We start from the raw sequence: 19,613 nt of genomic DNA on the forward strand, positions 1-19,613 counted from the left end.
AAAACATATCTGTTCTAGATTTTTGTGGTATAGCTTGAATAACCTTATTTAATTTCTACTAATTTTTTTGTTTCTTGATTAGTGGTTCTTTCATCTAACCACCATTTAAATCCATTCTCTTCTAACAATGAATCGGATGCGTTTGGACCATTTGAACCTGACTGATAGTCATGTAAAGGAACAAGGTCTTTTTCAAATGCATCAAGAATAGGTTGGACCCACTCCCATGACAACTCCACTTCCTTCCAATGCGCAAAGAAAGTTGAATCGCCAACGAATGCATCATGTATGATTCTTTCGTATGCTTCTGGTACCCCAATTTCTGTCGTTTCAGAAGAAAGACTCATTTTAACAGGCTCAATATTCCCATCGTTTGTCGGGTTTTTACTATTTAATTGCAGAGTTACATTTTCACTTGGACTTATTTCAACTATTAATAAATTGGGCTGTATTTCTTGATTCGTATTTTCATAATGTGCATTCACTGTATTCTTAAATTCAACGACGATACGAGTAGACTTTTCTTTCATTCTTTTCCCTGTTCTTATGTAAAAAGGGACGTCTTTCCAAAGTGAATTATCAATCCATATACGTGCCGCGATAAATGTATCTGTTTTCGAAGAAGGGTCTACTCCTGGTTCGTCTTTGTACGCTATAAGTTGACTACCATTACTCTCTCCTGCGCCATATTGTCCCCGAATGATATTCGATTGGACATTTTCAATATTCAATGGACGGATTGCTTCCATTACCTTACGCTTTTCATTCCTGATTTCAGTCGCATTTATCTTCTTAGGTAAAGACATGGCTGTCATCATCAACAGTTGTAGCATATGATTTTGCACCATATCCCGTATTGCTCCAGCGTGATCATAATACCCCGCTCTTGTTTCTACACCAACTGTTTCACTCGCCGTAATTTGAATATTGGCTATGTTATCCTTGTTCCAAACTGATTGTAAGATTGGATTTGCAAATTCGAGAGCTTCAAGGTTCTGAACCATTGATTTCCCTAGGTAATGATCAATTCGATAGATTTCTTCTTCTTCAAATGCACTGCTTAGTTTTTTATTTAATTCACGAGCTGACTCGAGATCGTGCCCAAATGGTTTTTCAATCATCAGGCGTTTCCAACCAGTAGTAGTCCCAAGCCCGCTTTCTTTTATGTTTAAAGCAATCACATCGAAAAACTCAGGAGCGACTGAAAGATAAAATAATCGATTTTCTTTTACTTTCAGTTCTGTTTCTCGTTGCTTAACCAACTCGAGTAATGTTTTATACCCCTCTTTATTCGCAACATCAAGGGCCATATAACGAAATGATTCTAGAAAATCACCCATTTCATCAGGGTCATGCTCAAGGCGGCGTGAGAATGAAAAGATTGATTCTTTCACTCTTTCTTGAAAGTCTCTCTGAGAGAGTTCAGATCTTCCAAGTCCAATTATTGATATAGGTTGTGGTAGTTTTTTATCAATAAACAAATTGTACAAAGCAGGGAAGATCTTTCTTTTTGCTAAATCACCTGTTGAGCCAAATAAAACAAAAGTCATTGATTCCAATTTAAGTCCTCCTCGTACATGTAAAAAGTTAGATAGATTCATTCTATCTCTGCAAAACATTACCCATTATTTCTCTGTCTAATTACAATAGAGTTATTATTATCTCGATCTAAGGTAATGTATTTATCTGCTGTTCCGAGAAATAACCCATTCTCTATAACACCAGGAATGAGGTTCAGTTCTCTTTCTAATTCTTTAAGATTCGTCCTATCAGGGAAATGACAGTCAAGAATATAATGACCATTATCCGTTTGAAATGGAGTACCCTGCATTTGTCTTAATTGAGTTGTAAGACCGAGTTCTTGAATTTTTTTCTGAGTCATTTTTAATCCAAAGGGTAGCACTTCAACCGGTAATGGGAAGGATCCTAACTTTTCAACGTTTTTCTCGGGGTCAGCAACGACAATAAAAGTTTCAGCAGCAGTTGCAATGATTTTTTCCCGTAGAAGAGCGCCACCGCCACCCTTTATAAGATTTAAATCAGGATCAACCTCATCCGCACCATCAATGGCCACATCAATTTGTTCAACCCTGTTTAAAGAGATAAGAGGAATTCCAACTTTCGTAGCCAATTTTTCAGTTTGTTTTGAGGTAGGTACTCCCTGAATAGAAAGTCCACTTTTAACGCATTCTCCAAGTTTTGAAATCGTATAAAACACTGTCGATCCAGTTCCTAGACCCACTACCATTCCATCCTCGATATATTCGATTGCTTTTTCTCCAACCGCTTTTTTCTCATTCAAAGGATTCGGTCTCCCTTCATTTAAAATGGAGATATCTGTTACCAGAAGTCACTATTAGTGCCGGAGTTACTTTGCGTAACCAATAATACGCCTTAACTTATACACAGTCAAGATAATTGTCTCGAATTCAAGATAATTATCTAAAAACAATGAATTTTCTTTTCCTTCAAAAAAAGAATCGGAATTAATCCAATTCTTTTCAGCTTCAAATGAAATTATTCCATTAGATACAAAACTTTATTCCTTTTTGGTACGGTCTGTTTCCTTTGAACTTTCCTAATTCCGTTTAGGATAATAAAAAAGACCCTTTAGGCCTTTATCTACTTTTTACAAGTAATTCAACTGCTTCTTTTACAAGTTCCTCTGTATTTTCCCCTTTTTCATCAGCATTACGTACACATGAAACTAGGTTAGAGCTTACTACCACTCCAATTGTTCGATCAATAGCTGTACGTGCTGCGGAAAGTTGAGTAATAACGTTCTTACAATCCTTATTTTCTTCCATCATCCGTAAAATACCGCGTAATTGTCCTTCTATACGCTTCACACGATTCTTTATTTTATCATCGTATTCCAAGTGCATTGCCCCCTTTCACGGTAGGGTTGATGGTTTCTCCTATTTTACTGCTAACTTTTCAAGTAATTTACGAGAATGATTCACAGTATATCCTGTCACTTGAAATCCTTTACGCCTTAAAATTCGAATAGCAACATTTTTCTCAAGCCTTGTCGAAGCTACGACATGAACCTTTTTATCAGGTATCTCGTAACAATACCTTTCCAAATAGGCAACAGGAATATTAATAGACTTATCGATTACATCTTTGTATGATATATTGTAGTCTCTTACATCTATAATCTCAATATCCATAAGGTTTATGTTTAACTCATCATCGCAGTGTATACCAACTACAGGGAAATACCTCTTATATAATTCCCATACTATAAATAGTATCAAAAGTAAAAACAAAAGCAATAGCATTGCAACCCCCTTAAAGTATCAAATTGAGGTAACACTGTAGATATATTTTATACCCATACGGGTATATTGTCAAACAACTAACTTACCTTGTTTCTAAAACCTTTATATATAAAAAAGGAGGTTATGCCACCTCCATTTATCGTTAAAATATTTTTTGTAGCAATATAATGACTCCTACCAGGAGCCAGACAAGTACCTCAGGTCATATTGGCGGAATGCCCTTAACCTTTGAGTCTTTGTTAGTCTGAACTCCTCAAGAACCATTACCACAATTCTTAGTGGGTTTCGCCATTGTTACACCCCTTTTTATTTAGGTTTAAATTGTACAATTTCAGACGTTAATTTCAATATACAATCTTATATTATAGAATATCCAACCAAATCTTCACTGCGGTTGCAGCGATTAAGAATGCAAGGATTATCTGTAAAACCTTTGTGTTCATCTTTTTCCCTGCGTTTGCACCTAATGGTGAAGCGATTAAGCTTGCTATAATCATAATTATCGCTGGAACATATTCGATTTGTCCTGTTGTGATTTTACCAACAGTAGAACCAATTGATGAAATAAATGTGATTGCAAGTGAAGATGCAATTGTCATTCTAGTAGGTATTTTTAAGACAACGAGCATAATTGGTACAAGTAAAAATGCGCCGGCTGCCCCAACGATTCCAGCACCAAGTCCTACGATTAAAGCAAGTAAGGCAGCTAGCCACTTATTAAACGTAACTTGGTCAAATGGAATATCATCTACATTTTTTTTGGAATAAACATCATGATAGCAGCAATTAACGCTAATACACCATAGACAACGTTAATACCACCCTCTGACATAAATTTGGACCCAAATCCACCAACAAAACTACCTACTAAAATACTAATCCCCATATAAAGAATAAGTTTTTATTTAAATAACCACCTTTACGATAGGCCCATACACCACCTATTGTTGCAAATAACACTTGAACAGCACTGATCCCTGATACCTCATGTGCACTAAAAGCTGCTAATCCTAATAATGGTGGAATATATAATAGCATTGGATATTTGATAATAGAACCACCAATCCCTAACATTCCTGAGATATATGAACCAATAAAACCAATTAAAAAGATTGTAATGATAAATGCAAAATCCATTTTATGTTAGCCTCCTCTTGAGAAAAGGGAACCATACACGGTTCCCTTTATTGTTGTTTACGCCTTTTTAATCCAGAACTTTAATACATCATTTTCTGCTTCATGCTTTAGTAGTTCATGACAACCTAACTTTGCCCATGCTGTTAGGTCATTTTTTGCTCCTTTATCAGTTGCATGAACTTCAAGTACTTGGCCTGATTCGATTTCATTTATTGCTTTTTTTGTTTTTACAATTGGCATTGGACATGCGAGTCCTTTTGCATCTAATACCTTTGCTACATCCATGAGATCAACTCCTCCAATCCATTAAATATAATTAGCGAACTGCACAACGGTTTGGTCCGATTTCCATTTCACGTTGTTTTTCTTCATCAGGAGAGATTTTCCCCATATTTGTTTCACGAATCTCTTGATATGCATTTGGTTGTGGTGGTAGATTTTCTGTTACGATTTTTCTAAACTCTGCTTCGTCCTTAATATTTAGACCGTGGTTTTTCACAAATAGTGTTCCAAGTTTATCAGATACGCTTCCATCCTCATTTAGTTCGTCGATAATCATGAAGTGAGCTGGTAAAACCACTAGATCATTAGACAATTCTCGATAACGGTTATATAGAGTTTCTCTTAAATCTCCTACCCAATCCTGCGCTAAACCAGCAAGGTCAGGTCTACCGATTGAATCGATGAATAGAATGTCACCAGAAAGTAGGAACTCCTTATCCACAATAAAAGACGTAGAACCAATTGTGTGACCTGGAGAATACAATGCATGAATAGTAATGGTTGTATTTCCAATTGTCACATCTTGCCCACCTTCTAGAGCTGCGTATTCAAACGTAACTTCAGTTGCATCTTTTGGTGGTAACCAGTAAGTTGCATCTGTGCGTTGAGCAATTTTCCTTCCACCTGAGATATGGTCAGCGTGTAAGTGTGTATCAAATACATGTGTGATTTTTGCGTCCTTGCTGTCAGCAAAATCAAGGAAGATATCGGTCATACGTGTTGCATCGATAATGGCAGCTTCACCGTTTGATACAACCATATAAGAGAGGCAGCCTTTTCCGATACGAACGAATTGATAAATTTCTCCACCATCTTTTAAGTCGCCCACTTTAACTGGCTCTAGATGCTCACTCCAAGCCTTCATACCACCTCTTAGGTATGAAACAGTTAGCCCAGCTTCTGAAAGCATATCAGCTACCATGACAGATGATCCTTCTTTTGCACAAACTACTAAGATATCCTTTTCCTTTGGTAATTTTTCAAGAATTTCCTCAACTCCGTCTAGTAATTCAAAGTAAGGAATGTTTAAATAGTCAAAGTTTTTACCTTCAATTTTCCAATCGTTAAAATCATTTTGGTTACGAACGTCTAAGATAAATAATGGTTCTTTATTGAACACTTTTTTCGTAACATCTTTTGCAGTCATTACATTAACAGTCATTTTACGATTACCCCCTATGGTATATTTTCATTTAAAAAAATTATATTTCTTATTTTGTAATACTTGTTGTTTTACCTGTCCAATTGCTCATTCCCGGGACAACATTCATTACGTTTTTGAAACCTTTATCTGTAAGTTTTTGTGAAGCTAAATCACTACGGTTTCCTGTGCGACAAACTACATAAATTTCTTTATCTGCATTTAGTTCATTCATTCTTTCGTCTAGTTCTCCTAGCGGAATAGAGATTGCTTTAGGAATATGGCTAAATGCATATTCTGCTGCTTCACGAACATCAAGAACAACTATATCCTTTCCAGATGAAATAGCAGCTTCTAAATCTTCATTTGATATTACATTAGGATGTTTTTGCTCTTTAGCTTCTTCACCGCTAGCTTTACGAATATAATGTTTCAGTACATCGCCTTCTTCTATCGTGCCAAGGTATTGATGTCCTGTGCTTTCAGCCCAAGCTTTAAGATCTGCTTTTGAACCTTTATCGGTTGCTTGAACCTCTAATACGTGTCCGCTATCTAAGTTATTGATTGCCTTTTTAGTTTTCACAATCGGCATTGGGCAAGCTAAGCCTTTTGCATCTAATACAAGGTTTGTTTTTATTGATTCCATTTTATTACCTCCGCAATTACATAATTTTACATGTCGTCATGAACCAAAATCATTACTTAGACATCTATACATAATTTCCTTAATTATCTCTGATTTACAATCATGCTAACATTTTATTGAAATACCCATATTGGTATTCAAAAACTAAAAAAATTATTCTACGTTGCCTTCCCAAGCGAGCATACCACCTATCATGTTAATTACTTTTAAGCCTTGGCTTTCTAGAAATTGTGAAGCTCTTCCGCTTCTACCGCCAGAACGGCAAACCATCACATATTCTTTAGCTTTTTCTAGTTCATGCATGCGGAATTCGATTAATCCTAGAGGGATATTCACAGCCCCAGGAATTTTCCCTGCCGCAACTTCATCAACTTCACGAACATCGATTATATTTAATGTTTTACCTTCATTTAGTAAAGTTTCAACTTCTTTTGCTGTTAGTTGTTTCAATTTGGTTTCCTCCTATCTATTTTTAACATTTGGTTGTGTTGGTTATATGCTTCTATCTCCAGGAGCTTACCCCTCCTGGTATAAAAGGAATTAACCTCAATTTATTAGATGAACAGGTTCACATTTCCACTTTCAGCATCTGCCAAGTATGCAGCAACACCTGCTAATTCCACATTATCTAATAGTTCCTCTTGTTTAAGTCCAAGCAAATCCATTGTCATTGTGCATGCAACAAGCTTAATATCTTGCTCTTGTGCCATTTCAATAAGCTGTGGTAATGTCAACGCATTGTGTTTTTTAATAACATCTTTAATCATTTTTGGCCCCATACCTGCCATATTCATTTTTGAAAGTCCTAATTTATTTGCACCTCTAGGCATCATTTTGCCAAACATTTTTTCAATGAAGCTTTTTTCCGCCCTAATCTCTTCATCTTTACGTAAGGCATTTAATCCCCAAAAGGTATGGAAAATTGTCACTTCATGATCATATGCCGCTGCACCATTTGCAATAATATAAGCAGCCATTACCTTGTCATAATCACCGCTAAATAATACAATCGTTGTTTTTTTCTTTCAGTCATTCTTTTTCCTCCCCGCTTTCTCCAGAGTATTAGCCTTTTTTAATATAAAAGAAAAGAACACCATTTTCCTCTTTTGATTCAACAAGTTCATGTCCAGTAGATGCTGCCCAAGCTGTTAAATCATTTTTTGCACCTTTGTCAGTTGCAAGTACCTCTAAGATCTGGCCTGATTCAAGACTATCAATAGCTTTTTTAGTTTTCACAATCGGCATTGGGCAAGCTAACCCTTTTGCATCTAAAACTTTATCTATATTCATGTAGATAACCTCCGTTTTTTATTTTTACATTTACCCCCATGGGTATAAAATTAACTAAAATAAAAATAGGTGTCAACCCTATTTAACTTGATTATTATTCAACCTTTGAAAGATACTGTGATTAAACTCACAAGTCATATGTTATACCCACATGGGTATAATGTCAACAATTAAAAATAAAAAAGTGGATGCATTTCTAAAACACACCCAACTTTTTATATTATACAGTTTTGTCAATACATCTTATTAGTCTTTCTTCAATATCCTTAGCAAGAGTCTGTATCTTTTCATCATTCATCATCGTAATGAGCGAGGTCGGTCTCGGCATTCCAATACATGCCTTTTCATTATCAGTATAGACCAATATCTTACATGGTAGGAAATAACCTGCCATTAAGTTTTCACTAATTACTCTATACGCTTCATGGGGATTGCATACTTCAAGCACTTTAAAATCTCTTTGAAAATCAAGACCTTTTGATTGCAGTTTTTCCTTCAAATCGAAATTCCATAACACACCGAATTGTTCCTCTTTTAAATTGTCCTCTAGGTTTTTTATAACCTCTTCCATATTCTTATTCGTTGCAACAGTATAATCAAACATCAAATGAACCCCCCTTTCAATCTTATTATTTCTAATGAAGTAAATTGAATACTATGTAAGTTCCCGTCCTGCCGCAATTTAATCAAAATAGTACGAATTAAACTGGCACAGCTACCTAAGCATGAAACATAAAATAAATAGATTGTTAATAAAAGGAGGACAAACATGTATTTAAATCAATTTAATCCATATAATTATGATTATTATCGCATGCCAAATGACATTCAACTTGTAAATGATATTCAAAAAGCGATTAATGGAGAGTACAGTGCTATTGCGTGTTATAAGGAATTAGCTAAGCTGGCGCCTACAAACGTTGAAAAGGACAGAATTTTGGAGATACGAAAGGATGAAATACGTCACCTCGAAGAATTTAGTAAAATCTATACAAATTTAGCAGGAAAAAATCCATCTTATCAAAGCAATGAGAATTGTCCTAATAACTATAACGCAGGAATAGAGTTTGCCTTCAAAGATGAACAAGAAACTGTTGATTTTTATTTAGAGATATCAGATAAAGCGAATGATCCAATTATAAAAGAAAGGTTTCGGCGTGCAGCTGCAGACGAACAAAATCACGCTGTATGGTTTTTGTCTTTTTTTATTAATCCTAAGAGCGCACACATCAATCGGCAAATTAACAATTACGGAGCTAAAGGGGCATTAAGTGCATCCGTTTTAACTCTACCCCAAATGTTGACATATGCCCTTCAAGATGAATACCTCGCTCAAGCAAGATACGATGATATACTAAAAAGTTTTGGTTATATAAGGACCTTTGCACAAATAAAAGAAGTTGAAAAGAGACATATAGATGCTTTATTGCCACTTTTTCAACGTTATCAAGTACCATTACCTGAAGATATATCGCAGAATTTCGTTACAACTCCAGAAAGTATAAAAGCAGCATATGCTGCTGGTGTTCAGGGCGAAATAGACAATATTTCTATGTATAATAAGTTTCTTTCCCTTACTATTCCAAATGATGTTCGAACCGTCTTTTCTCAACTTCGTAATGCCTCTTTGAATCATCTTGCAGCATTTGAAAGAGGTCTTGCACGATAAAAATAATAAAGAAGGGAATTCTCCCCTTCTTTATCTCCAAAACCTCCCTTGAGCTGGCCCGCTGGAACTATTTGCTTACCTGGTTCCTGTCGGCCACCTTCAGCTCGACCTCATCAATTGCTGTCCACGAATGCCTGCTCTTTTCTTAATCCTCAATGATAATTTAATATTTTTCGATAATAGATTCTCATTACAGTTAGAACCAGTCCCACAATGAAGATAATCGCTAGTAAGATCATCGCAGCTGGGAAAATACCGAATGCGTCTTTTATTGTAGAACTATTATCCTGTAGTGTCGGGACAATAAAAAATAACCATCCTATAAATATTACTGGCACCAATTGTGGAAATAACCGTAGGTAAAATCGCCAAGGTCGATGTTGCTTACGTTTATCCGCCCATTTTCTACTTCGCGTCATTCCTCTAATTCCAAAAACAAGGTAGAGTATTGTGATAGCACCTAATGATAAATCAATTATTTTAGGAACTGGAGCTTTTTCTTCAGGTTCTTTTCCCTCCGTTAATTGGATAATTCCTGAACTTATCTCATATGCGTGTTCAAGCGTAGGGGTAAAACTATTGAGTAGAACGGCAACTGCGTATCCACTACTAGGTACAATGTCTTGTTGAGTTTGATACGTAGATACTGATCCGCTATGCGAAATACGTGCTGGTTTGATGTTAGGTGAACTTAACGACCAACCAAGCCCATATTTTTCGCTTCCAGGTTGTGGTGAATAGGATTCTTCCAATAATTCTTTTGATACTAACTGTTGTCCTAATTCGTTCTTCCCTTCGTTCGTATGCATAGCTAGCCATTTCCCCATATCTGATGCGGTTATAATGATACTTCCCGCACCCATATTCATTGCTTCAAGCTCTGTCCAAGGAATTGCAGTTCCATATGCTGTTACATACCCATTCGGTAGCCCTCGTACATAATCTCCTGAGTTTACTGTCGTAAGTGTGTCATTCATTCCAAGTGGAGTAAATACCTTTTGCTGTAGATAGTCTGTAAAATTCATCTCACTCACTTTCTCTACCAAATATGCTGAAAGCCAATAGTTAGCATTACTATAAGCATATTTCTCCCCTGGTTGAGATTGTAGCTTCCAGTCATGAAGTCGTTCTACACCTTTTTTTAACGTATCGGCTGGAGCTACAATAATTGGATCAGGTATCCCAGATGTATGACTTAATAGGTGTCGTACTGTAACCTGTTTCCATCTAGGGTCATCCATAGTTCGTTTTGGCAGATAATTAACGACAGGGTCATCTAGTTTTACTTTTCCTTCATCAACTAGTTGTAAAACCGAAAATGCTGTAATTGGTTTTGTACCGGAAGCAAGTCTCATTTTAGACTTTGCTGTCAGTGGGTCTCCGTTAGAATCGTGACCATAGCCTTTCTCATAAACTAATTTACCATCTTTTACGACTACAATAGCTGCACCTGGGAGCCCGTTGCGTTTCATATAGTCCGTAACAAATTCATCAATCTCTTCCGTTTCAATTACATCAGCAGCTTGAGCTGATAAAGGAAGGTGCAATGGGGTAGAGAACAAAAGTGTCACAAAAAAGAAAATAGCCATTTTCTTTCGCATTGTTATCCATCCCTTCAAATTTATAATGTTATCTCCTACTACTTTCAATTTAAAAGAAGGGAAAAATTGTAAATCGCGCAAATTTTCCTTAATAGTTCCATTCACTTCTTCATAAGACTTACCATTCCAACAGAGAGGTTTGTTTGGATACCTTCTTCTTTAACTCCTTCGTTATTATATTCCTTTAAATTTCCTTCATTCAAAACTAAAAATTATTCATATCAAAAATCATAATTAAAATCTTAATAAAAAAAGATTGAAGTGATTTTGTGATAATAGAAAAAGGGCTGAACCCGTATTGGATTCAGCTGTTCAATGACATTATTGTTGGTAACTATAAATAAACATTAAAAAAACAGACTGCATATAGTGTAGCGGGGTCCGTTAACTATCGCAAAACTCGAATTTGCACAACAAAATGTAGTGCTTCCTGTATATAAAAGTGGTCCAGTTTTATGAACTGGACCACTATTTTTTAACATTTCTAACAAATCTTTATATTTTTCCTATCCTATACCATTTTCAGCTTTTTATTGTATTTGTGAAGAAGGCAGCGTTTATTTGTTTTAAAATCAACGCAACTATATTAATAAAATATAAATACACATATCATAATGGGCCGAACAAATAACATCCAATTTATTTTATTTGCAACTTCCCTACATCTTTTTCCGTTTCCCACGGTTAGCAGAAAAGCCTGGAAATTTAAATAGATAAAAAAGTTATTATTCTAATTAACTGGATATACTGTTTTATGGTCTGCAATGATAGTAATTGTAGACTTTTCCTTATTAAACTCAACATTTGCTGCTGATGTATAATACCAAGTCTTTTGGTTTTTCTCTACATCAAATAAATTTAATTCCTCTTTAAATTTGATGATTTCTTTAGCTTTTTCTTCGGAAATTTTGATAGACATAACCCACTTATCTTGTTCTGGAAGAATATCATATTCATCTGTTTGATAAAATAGTCTGCTTCCAATCGCATGACGAATCAACAACATAACAGACACCACCCAAATCTATCAATAAAAAGAAGGTTTCTTTTGTTGCTTTTAAAGTGAGTTCGTTATTTTCAATTATACGTGCACTATCTCTTTTTCCAACGATAACATCATTGTCCAGAACAAGTTCCCCATCAATCACAAAAACATACATCTTTCTTCCTTGTTTTTGTTGATAGTAGATCCCTTCTCCTGCATCTAATTTGGATAAGTATAATGTAACATCACTATGAATCTTCGCAGCTCCATTGGTTGGAGTTGAAGAAACGATTGGTAACAACTTATTCCTCATTGAATCAACATTATAGAAAATATCCTCATAGGAAGGGGGTAATTGCTTTTTGGAAGGTTTAAACCATAGCTGTAAAAAGCTTGCTTCCTCTTCTAAAGAAGGATTCATTTCGGAATGGAGTAAACCAGTTCCAGCAGTCATACGCTGAACATTCCCAAATTGTAATACCCCACTATTTCCTAGACTATCTTCGTGCTTTAGTTGACCATGCAATACAATCGATACAATTTCCGCTTCCCTATGTGGATGTATGCCAAATCCTTTTCCTGCTTGTACTGTGTCATCATTAAAAACACGAAGTGGACCAAATTGGATATTTTCCTCATCATAGTACTCACCAAATGAAAAACTAAGATTGCTCTCCAACCAATCATTTTTTACAGAGTAACGAGATGCTGCCGAAAATCTCTGAATCATTTATCTCACTCCTAAGTATCTTGAATCCGAGATAAATATATATGAAAAAGCCCATCCTGTCAATTTTCACCTACTACCTATAAGGAAGAAAATTAACTTAACAATAAAAACTACAACGTTTTTTCTTAGCTAGAGATGTATCCCTATCTCCTTTTCTGATGATTTAGCAAATATTTTTGATAAAAAACCCATTTAGTACACCTCCTATTATTCCACTCTCTAAAATTTGCATTCTTTGTTAGGCGTCTCTTTTTAGATCATTTGAATTTTGATTAAACAGTACGCGATTTAGTGAAAATAACTTACTTCCATTAATCGCAAGATAAACAGATATCGCTAAAAATGCTAAATCTAATTCATATCCTGCCATTTGACCATTTCCTAATAAACCAACAGGAAGTTTAGCAGTAATAATCGCTCCAACCATTAATAAAACGGCTAAAACAGAAACTAGTCTAGTCGCAAATCCTATAATTAGTGCTATACCTCCAATTATTTCAAATAAAGCAACTCCATATGCCATAAATCCGGGTATATTAATACTCTCAAACCATCCTAAAGTATTCTCAATTCCTCCTTGGAACTTAACTATCCCATGTATAAAAAATAGTATCCCCAGTGTAACTCGTAAAATAAGTGCTCCAATTTCGTTTTTTTGTGTCATTTTCTCTTCTCCTATAAAATATTTTTTAAATTATAATTTTTTATACCATTGTGCAGCAGCTTCTACTTCTGTTACTGTCAACTGATGACCTCTATTTTCCCAATGAATTTCTACATCCGCATTTGCCTTTTCTAATAAAGACTGCAACTCAGCAGATTCCATCGGAGAGCAGATTGGATCATTAGTACCAGCAGCAATAAATACGGACTTCCCTGTTAAATCAGGAAGATCAATTCCTTTGCGAGGAACCATTGGATGATGAAGAATTGCCCCTTTTAATGCATCTTGATAGTGAAATAAAAGACTAGCTGCTATATTTGCTCCATTTGAATATCCAATTGCAAGGATGTTATTGCGATTAAATTCATATTTGTCAGCTGCTTCATCAAGAAACTCATTTAATTCTTTTGTTCTGTATATAAGGTCTTCTATATCAAAAATTCCTTCAGACAATCTTCTGAAGAAACGTGGCATGCCATTTTCTAAAACATTTCCTCGAACACTTAAAACAGAGGCCTCATCATCAATCCTTCCTGCAAGAGGTAACAAATCTAATTCATTTCCTCCTGTACCGTGAAGCATTAATAATGTAGGTTTTTCTGGATTTGTTCCCTTATTAAATATGTGCTTCATTTTTTATCTCCTTCCACTACGCGAACCTCAACAGAAGGTAAGCTTTCTTCTAATTCTTCTCGTTTTGACTCTAACCATGTAGGAAGCATGAGCTTTTTACCTAGCTCATTAGTTGGCTCATCTACCGAAAAACCTGGTGGGTCGGTCGCTATTTCGAAAAGGATTCCTCCCTCTTCATGAAAATACACAGCTTTAAAGTAGTTTCGATCGCGGACTTCTGTTGGGTAATACCCTTTTTCTTGAAGAAGATTTCTCCATCTAAGCAGATCTTCTTCATCCTTTGCCCTCCATGCAATATGGTGAACAGTTCCTGCTCCCATAAGCCCCCTAACAGATGGAGTTAACTTAATGTCTATGATATTTCCAAGTGAAGCATCGGACTTGAATCGAAGAAAACCTTCTTCGTCACCAATGCATGTGAGACCTAATACATTCTCAAGTAAATCTGCAGTCTTATTGGGTTGTGCAGAAATTAAAGTAGCACCAGAAAAGCCTTTTATTGCATTCTCCGATTTTATCCCGCCAAAACTCCAATTATTAATGGATCCTTCGTTTCGTTCGATTAGTTCAAGCTCCAGTCCATCTGGATCATTAAATGCAATGTTTCTTTCACCAAACCGGATGGAAGATCTGAAATCAACACCAAACTTACTCAAACGTTCTTCCCAAAATTCTAACGAACCGGACGGTATGGAATAGCTCGTTACCCCCACTTGTCCCAATCCGATTCGACCTTTTAGCTGTTTTAGCCATGGAAAAAAGGTAATGACTGTTCCTGGTTCACCAGCTTCATTCCCAAAATAGAGGTGATAAACTTCTGGGCGGTCAAAATTAATAGTTTTTTTTACAAGCCTAAGCCCAAGTACACCTGCATAAAAATCAATATTTCTTTGTGCATCGTTAACCATTGCTGTTATATGATGAATGCCCGCTGTTCTTTGCATCTCATTCCCTCCCTGTGACAGAGGGATAGGTTCCTCGTCCCCCAAATTTTTCTTAATTGGTGGGACAACGTACCTGTCCCCTTAACTCTACTTAGGTCGTTCTATCTCAAATAGATCTCCGATTTTCGCATAGTTGGCACCAGCCAATCGGCTCACGGCAGCTAACCCTCGAGGATCAATTCTCCCTTTTGCGTAGATATCACCTTCAATATGATATTGAACAACTCTTCCTATGATAAAATCACAACCTGGAGAATTAACTCCGCCCAATTCTAAAGATTGTTCCAATACGCACTCCAATCGAACCTTTGCTTCTTTCACTCCAGGAACAGAGACCTTTACACTTTCAATTGAAGTTAATCCCGCTAATTTAATCTCACTTTGATTTGGTGGTAAACTTGCAGCGGTTTTATTGATTTTTTCAACATTTTGTTCATCCACAATATGGACTACAAATTCCTTTAAAGTTGTAATATTTCTAGCAGAATCCTTCTGTCTGCCCTCTGTACGTTGTATTGACAATGAAATCATCGGAGGATTTGAGGAGACAATATTAAAATAACTAAAAGGTGCTCCATTTAAGACTCCCTCTTCAGAGAGAGTTGTAACGAAAGCAATAGGCCTCGGAATAATACTTCCTATTAGAAATTTATAATTCTCTCTTTCTGATATGGAAGTAGGGTCTATTGAAAGCATCGGATTCATTCCTTTACAAATTAATCTAGTTTTCTCACTTTAATCGGAATCAAACTACGTTCTAGCTGCTCTCTATATTGTTCATACTGTACAGGTAACATTAATTGCTCTCCCATTGTTTCGTGTGATTCGTCATGAGCGAATCCAGGAGGATCTGTTGCGATTTCGAATAGGATTTCTCCATGTTCTCTAAAATAAATGGCATTGAAATAATTTCTGTCTTGTACTGGAGTTACTCCGTAGCCATTTTGGGCAACATATTTTTGCCAATCTAATTGGTCTTTCTCATCACTAGCTCTCCATGCGATATGGTGAACTGTTCCAACACCCATTTGGCCTCTGCCAGTTGGAACTACTTTTAGGTCTATGATATTTCCAATATCTGCAGAAGAACGATAACGAACAAAATCTCCTTCTTCATCTACTTTTTCAAGACCCATTACTTTTTCGAGTGTTTCTGCTGTTTTATCTGGCTTTGCTGAAAATAATGTAGCGCCGCCAAAACCTTTTATTGCAACTTCAGGTGTTACATCTCCGAATGTCCAAGTATTGATTTCGCCTTCTTCTCTCTCAACAATTTCTAGGTGAAGTCCATGTGGATCATCAAATTCCAAATATGTTTCTCCAAATCGTGTGATTTTAGTGTAAGGAATATCAAACTTTTCTAATCTTGATTCCCAAAAATCCAATGCTCCTTTAGGAACAACATAAGAAGTTACACCTACTTGACCATCCCCAATTTTTCCTTGATAAGCGTCTGCCCAAGGGAAAAACGTAATGATTGTCCCTGGTTTTCCACCTTCATTTCCAAAATAAAGATGATACGTACCTGGATCATCGAAATTTACTGTTTGTTTTACTAAACGTAACCCTAAAACTCCAGCATAGAAATCTACATTTTCTTGTGGATGACCTACTATTGCTGTAATGTGGTGAATCCCCATTGTCTTTTTAGTCATTTGTACCACTCCTATTTCTAGTTTTTTGATTAATTACTATCAGGTTTTACTAATAAAATAAAACCATTCTACTTTTATACATAATCTTTAATTAAAGTATCTTTACCTCAAGATATATTACAAAAAAAATATCATTACTATTTTGAACTAATTTTCCACCTTTTCTTTTACTCTTTTTAAAAAGTCTACCAGAGTATCCACCTCACTAGAGGTTAGTGAATCAAAAACCCGATCTACAAAATCCTCATGTTCAGGCATTATTGTAATCATTATTTCAATTCCAGCATCAGTCAACGTTACATGTATAGCACGTCGATCATCTGGACAAGCACTTCGCTTTAAAAATCCTTTTTGTTCTAACCTATCTATTACATACGTCATTGAACCACTTGTTATTAGGACACTCTTACCAATCTGTTGAATTGTTTGCTTACCTTTGTGAAAAAGTACTTCTAGTACTGAAAACTCAGTTATGCTTAAGTTGTTTTTCATCATATCGTCTCTAATTCTTTCTTGGAGCGCTCTTGATGTTTGCATTAAAATCAAAAATGCTTGGTTTGTGCATTTACTTGCCATACTCACACCTCCTGAAAGATATCTTGAATTAAATTATCTTGATTTCAAGATAATAATATAACATAAAAAAGCAAGTGTCAAATGTTTTTTTGAAATTTAGCCATTACTCTTCTATATTGCAATTTGGTTTTGTATAAGTTTTTAATCTGATTTTCTTGTAACTTCCTTATTTTTTCTCCGTGGCTCGTTTTCATCATGTCTTATAATACCACCATAAAATAAAGTTTGTTCTATAGAATCTATAGTAAGTGTCTAGGTATAGAGTCTATATTGAGACTCTATAGAAAAATACTAAAAAGACCCTGCGGTAGCAGGGTCTTTTTAGTATTTTCACTATCTTCACCGATTTTTCTTAAGGCTCTTTTATTTAAATTGCAATAGATGCATAGCACTATTCATAATTTAGCCTTAAATGCTAAAACCAATTCTTAGTTTCCATCATTAATATCTAGTTGCCAACTATAAAGGTTAGTTACTATCATTATTGTTTGATTACTAACAATAATGACAGTGAACACAGCCCGAGTTTGTATTTATTCCTTATTCTACCGTTACACTCTTCGCCAAGTTACGTGGCTTATCAACGTCACAGTCACGGTGTAGTGCTGCATAATAAGAGATAAGCTGTAACGGAATGACAGAGATAAGTGGTGTTAACATTTCGTTAACAGCTGGAAGCACATAACGGTCTTCGTCTGTGTCTAATCCCTTCATTGAGATAATACATGGATGTGCACCACGTGCAACAACCTCTTTCACATTTCCACGAATGCTTAAGTTAACATGCTCTTGCGTAGCAAGGGCAATAACCGGTGTCCCTTCTTCGATTAAGGCAATTGTTCCGTGCTTTAATTCTCCCCCAGCAAAACCTTCTGCTTGGATATAGGAGATTTCTTTTAGCTTTAAGGCACCCTCTAATCCAACAAAGAAGTCCATCGCACGACCGATGAAGAAGCAGTTACGAGTGGTTGTAAAGTACTCCCACGCAATAGCTTCCATTACTTCTTTATCATCACAAAGAGCCTCCATGCTGTTCGCAATGATACCAAGTTCTTTGACAAGGTCCATGCCAACCTTTAATCCCTTTGATTCAGCAGTTACATATGCAAGGATTGCAAGAACCGCCAACTGTGCTGTATAAGCCTTTGTAGACGCAACTGCAATTTCAGGGCCTGCGTGTAACAACAACGTGAAATCTGCTTCGCGAGAAAGTGTTGAGCCAGGAACATTTGTAATGGTAATAGCCTTGTGGCCCATTTCTTTTACATGTACTAACACGGCACGACTGTCTGCTGTTTCTCCACTTTGTGAAATAAAGATGAATAGTGGTTTCTCAGATAATAACGGCATATTGTATGAGAATTCACTAGAAATATGAACCTCTACAGGAATGTGCGCCATTTTTTCAATGAATTGCTTCCCAACAAGACCAGCATGATAACTAGTACCAGCAGCAATGATATAAATACGGTCTGATTCCTTCATTGCTTCGACAATAGAAGGATCGATTGATAACGAACCATTATCGTTTTGATATTCTTGAACAATCTTTCTCATTACTAATGGCTGTTCATCAATTTCCTTTAGCATATAGTGTGGGTACGTTCCCTTTTCAATATCACTTGCATCTAGCTCTGCTGTATATGGGTCACGGTTAATTGTTTCACCCGCTAAATTTTTGATTGTGACAGACTCTTTTTTAACAATAACAATCTCTTTATCCATTAACTCGATATATTGGTCAGTTACCTGTAGCATTGCCATTGCATCACTTGCAACAACATTAAAGTTTTCCCCAAGACCAACAAGAAGTGGGCTTTTGTTTTTCGCTACATAGATTGTTTCGTTGTTTTGCTCATCAAGCATTGCAATTGCGTAGGATCCTTTTAGAAGGCTTAACGTCTTACGAAATGCTTCTTCTACTTCAATCCCTTGGTTTACAAATTGTTCGAGCACTTGAACAACAACCTCTGTATCCGTATCACTCTTTAATTCAATATTTTGTAAATACTCATCTTTAAGCTGACTATAGTTTTCAATTACTCCATTATGAACTAGAGTGAATCTTCCAGATGATGCCTGATGTGGGTGTGCATTTACTTTACTTGGGACTCCATGGGTCGCCCAACGAGTATGGCCAATCCCCGCTGTAGCAAATAGACTTTGATCTACAGCTTCACGAAGTGTCGCAATACGACCTTTTTCTTTAAAAACATGAACACCTTCATCATTCATTACTGCAATTCCAGCTGAGTCATAACCACGATACTCGAGCTTTTCTAGTCCCTTTAACAAAATTTCCTTCGAGTCCTTCTGTCCAATAAAACCTACAATTCCGCACATAAAATAAGTTTCCTCCCTAAAAAAGGGAACAAG

21 protein-coding genes and 2 pseudogenes are annotated in these 19,613 nt (G+C 36.0%); 1 reads left to right on the forward strand and 22 read right to left on the reverse strand.

Going from position 1 to position 19,613, the window contains the following annotated elements:
* Positions 1–44 precede the first annotated feature (44 nt).
* From zwf to BTHG_RS22580, 12 genes and pseudogenes are all read right to left on the reverse strand, one after another.
* Positions 45–1,559 carry a glucose-6-phosphate dehydrogenase gene (gene zwf, locus BTHG_RS22515; protein ID WP_010284831.1) on the reverse strand — a complete coding sequence of 505 codons (1,515 nt, stop codon included), beginning with the start codon at positions 1,557–1,559 and terminating at the stop codon, positions 45–47.
* A gap of 59 nt (positions 1,560–1,618) precedes the next feature.
* On the reverse strand, positions 1,619–2,302 hold the full coding sequence (gene rpiA, locus BTHG_RS22520; protein WP_010284835.1) for a ribose-5-phosphate isomerase RpiA: 684 nt from the start codon (positions 2,300–2,302) through the stop codon (positions 1,619–1,621).
* 316 nt (positions 2,303–2,618) lie between these two features.
* The gene (locus BTHG_RS22525) at positions 2,619–2,879 is read right to left on the reverse strand and encodes a metal-sensitive transcriptional regulator (protein WP_010284837.1); all 261 of its coding nucleotides are present in this window, start codon (positions 2,877–2,879) and stop codon (positions 2,619–2,621) included.
* A 39-nt stretch (positions 2,880–2,918) separates the two neighbouring features.
* Positions 2,919–3,284, reverse strand: coding sequence for a rhodanese-like domain-containing protein (locus BTHG_RS22530; protein ID WP_010284838.1), 366 nt, complete (start codon positions 3,282–3,284; stop codon positions 2,919–2,921).
* 362 nt (positions 3,285–3,646) lie between these two features.
* A pseudogene (locus tag BTHG_RS25630) lies at positions 3,647–4,421 on the reverse strand (sulfite exporter TauE/SafE family protein).
* Positions 4,422–4,478: 57 nt separating this feature from the next.
* Positions 4,479–4,706, reverse strand: a complete 228-nt coding sequence (locus BTHG_RS22550) for a sulfurtransferase TusA family protein (RefSeq protein WP_010284851.1) — start codon at positions 4,704–4,706, stop codon at positions 4,479–4,481.
* 31 nt (positions 4,707–4,737) lie between these two features.
* The gene (locus tag BTHG_RS22555) at positions 4,738–5,865 is read right to left on the reverse strand and encodes an MBL fold metallo-hydrolase (protein WP_010284862.1); all 1,128 of its coding nucleotides are present in this window, start codon (positions 5,863–5,865) and stop codon (positions 4,738–4,740) included.
* 49 nt (positions 5,866–5,914) lie between these two features.
* A complete protein-coding gene (locus BTHG_RS22560; protein ID WP_010284866.1) occupies positions 5,915–6,490 on the reverse strand; it encodes a sulfurtransferase TusA family protein in 576 nt (191 codons plus the stop codon).
* Between the two features lie 153 nt (positions 6,491–6,643).
* Entirely contained in the window at positions 6,644–6,940 is a 297-nt protein-coding gene (locus tag BTHG_RS22565; protein ID WP_010284869.1) for a rhodanese-like domain-containing protein, read from the reverse strand.
* A gap of 104 nt (positions 6,941–7,044) precedes the next feature.
* A pseudogene (locus tag BTHG_RS22570) lies at positions 7,045–7,512 on the reverse strand (DsrE/DsrF/DrsH-like family protein); the annotation flags it as partial.
* 40 nt (positions 7,513–7,552) lie between these two features.
* Positions 7,553–7,780, reverse strand: a complete 228-nt coding sequence (locus BTHG_RS22575; RefSeq protein ID WP_010284874.1) for a sulfurtransferase TusA family protein — start codon at positions 7,778–7,780, stop codon at positions 7,553–7,555.
* 220 nt (positions 7,781–8,000) lie between these two features.
* Positions 8,001–8,384 carry a DUF302 domain-containing protein gene (locus tag BTHG_RS22580; RefSeq protein ID WP_010284877.1) on the reverse strand — a complete coding sequence of 128 codons (384 nt, stop codon included), beginning with the start codon at positions 8,382–8,384 and terminating at the stop codon, positions 8,001–8,003.
* Between the two features lie 165 nt (positions 8,385–8,549).
* Here BTHG_RS22580 and BTHG_RS22585 point away from each other — a divergent pair, with 165 nt between their 5' ends.
* Positions 8,550–9,449: a ferritin family protein gene (locus tag BTHG_RS22585; RefSeq protein WP_010284880.1), complete on the forward strand. Its 900-nt coding sequence runs from the start codon at positions 8,550–8,552 to the stop codon at positions 9,447–9,449.
* A gap of 152 nt (positions 9,450–9,601) precedes the next feature.
* Here the strand turns inward: BTHG_RS22585 and BTHG_RS26430 are convergent, their stop codons facing one another.
* The 10 genes from BTHG_RS26430 to glmS form a co-directional block, all read right to left on the reverse strand.
* The gene (locus BTHG_RS26430; RefSeq protein ID WP_042342467.1) at positions 9,602–11,050 is read right to left on the reverse strand and encodes a serine hydrolase domain-containing protein; all 1,449 of its coding nucleotides are present in this window, start codon (positions 11,048–11,050) and stop codon (positions 9,602–9,604) included.
* A gap of 730 nt (positions 11,051–11,780) precedes the next feature.
* On the reverse strand, positions 11,781–12,056 hold the full coding sequence (locus BTHG_RS22595) for a hypothetical protein (protein WP_010284885.1): 276 nt from the start codon (positions 12,054–12,056) through the stop codon (positions 11,781–11,783).
* Positions 12,004–12,765, reverse strand: coding sequence for a pirin family protein (locus BTHG_RS22600; protein WP_010284888.1), 762 nt, complete (start codon positions 12,763–12,765; stop codon positions 12,004–12,006). Before BTHG_RS22600 ends, BTHG_RS22595 begins: the two co-directional genes overlap by 53 nt.
* A gap of 238 nt (positions 12,766–13,003) precedes the next feature.
* A complete protein-coding gene (locus tag BTHG_RS22605; protein WP_010284891.1) occupies positions 13,004–13,429 on the reverse strand; it encodes a DoxX family protein in 426 nt (141 codons plus the stop codon).
* 30 nt (positions 13,430–13,459) lie between these two features.
* Entirely contained in the window at positions 13,460–14,062 is a 603-nt protein-coding gene (locus tag BTHG_RS22610; RefSeq protein ID WP_010284894.1) for an alpha/beta hydrolase, read from the reverse strand.
* A complete protein-coding gene (locus tag BTHG_RS22615) occupies positions 14,059–15,006 on the reverse strand; it encodes a ring-cleaving dioxygenase (RefSeq protein WP_010284898.1) in 948 nt (315 codons plus the stop codon). The genes BTHG_RS22610 and BTHG_RS22615 overlap by 4 nt, the downstream gene beginning before the upstream one ends.
* A gap of 87 nt (positions 15,007–15,093) precedes the next feature.
* Positions 15,094–15,702, reverse strand: coding sequence for a flavin reductase family protein (locus BTHG_RS22620; protein ID WP_010284902.1), 609 nt, complete (start codon positions 15,700–15,702; stop codon positions 15,094–15,096).
* A 20-nt stretch (positions 15,703–15,722) separates the two neighbouring features.
* On the reverse strand, positions 15,723–16,661 hold the full coding sequence (locus BTHG_RS22625) for a ring-cleaving dioxygenase (RefSeq protein WP_010284903.1): 939 nt from the start codon (positions 16,659–16,661) through the stop codon (positions 15,723–15,725).
* A 147-nt stretch (positions 16,662–16,808) separates the two neighbouring features.
* A complete protein-coding gene (locus BTHG_RS22630) occupies positions 16,809–17,237 on the reverse strand; it encodes a MarR family winged helix-turn-helix transcriptional regulator (RefSeq protein ID WP_010284905.1) in 429 nt (142 codons plus the stop codon).
* A 540-nt stretch (positions 17,238–17,777) separates the two neighbouring features.
* Positions 17,778–19,580: a glutamine--fructose-6-phosphate transaminase (isomerizing) gene (glmS, locus tag BTHG_RS22640; protein WP_010284907.1), complete on the reverse strand. Its 1,803-nt coding sequence runs from the start codon at positions 19,578–19,580 to the stop codon at positions 17,778–17,780.
* Positions 19,581–19,613 lie beyond the last annotated feature (33 nt).

It is taken from the genome of Bacillus timonensis, assembly GCF_000285535.1.
GTDB lineage: Bacteria > Bacillota > Bacilli > Bacillales > Bacillaceae_L > Ferdinandcohnia > Ferdinandcohnia timonensis.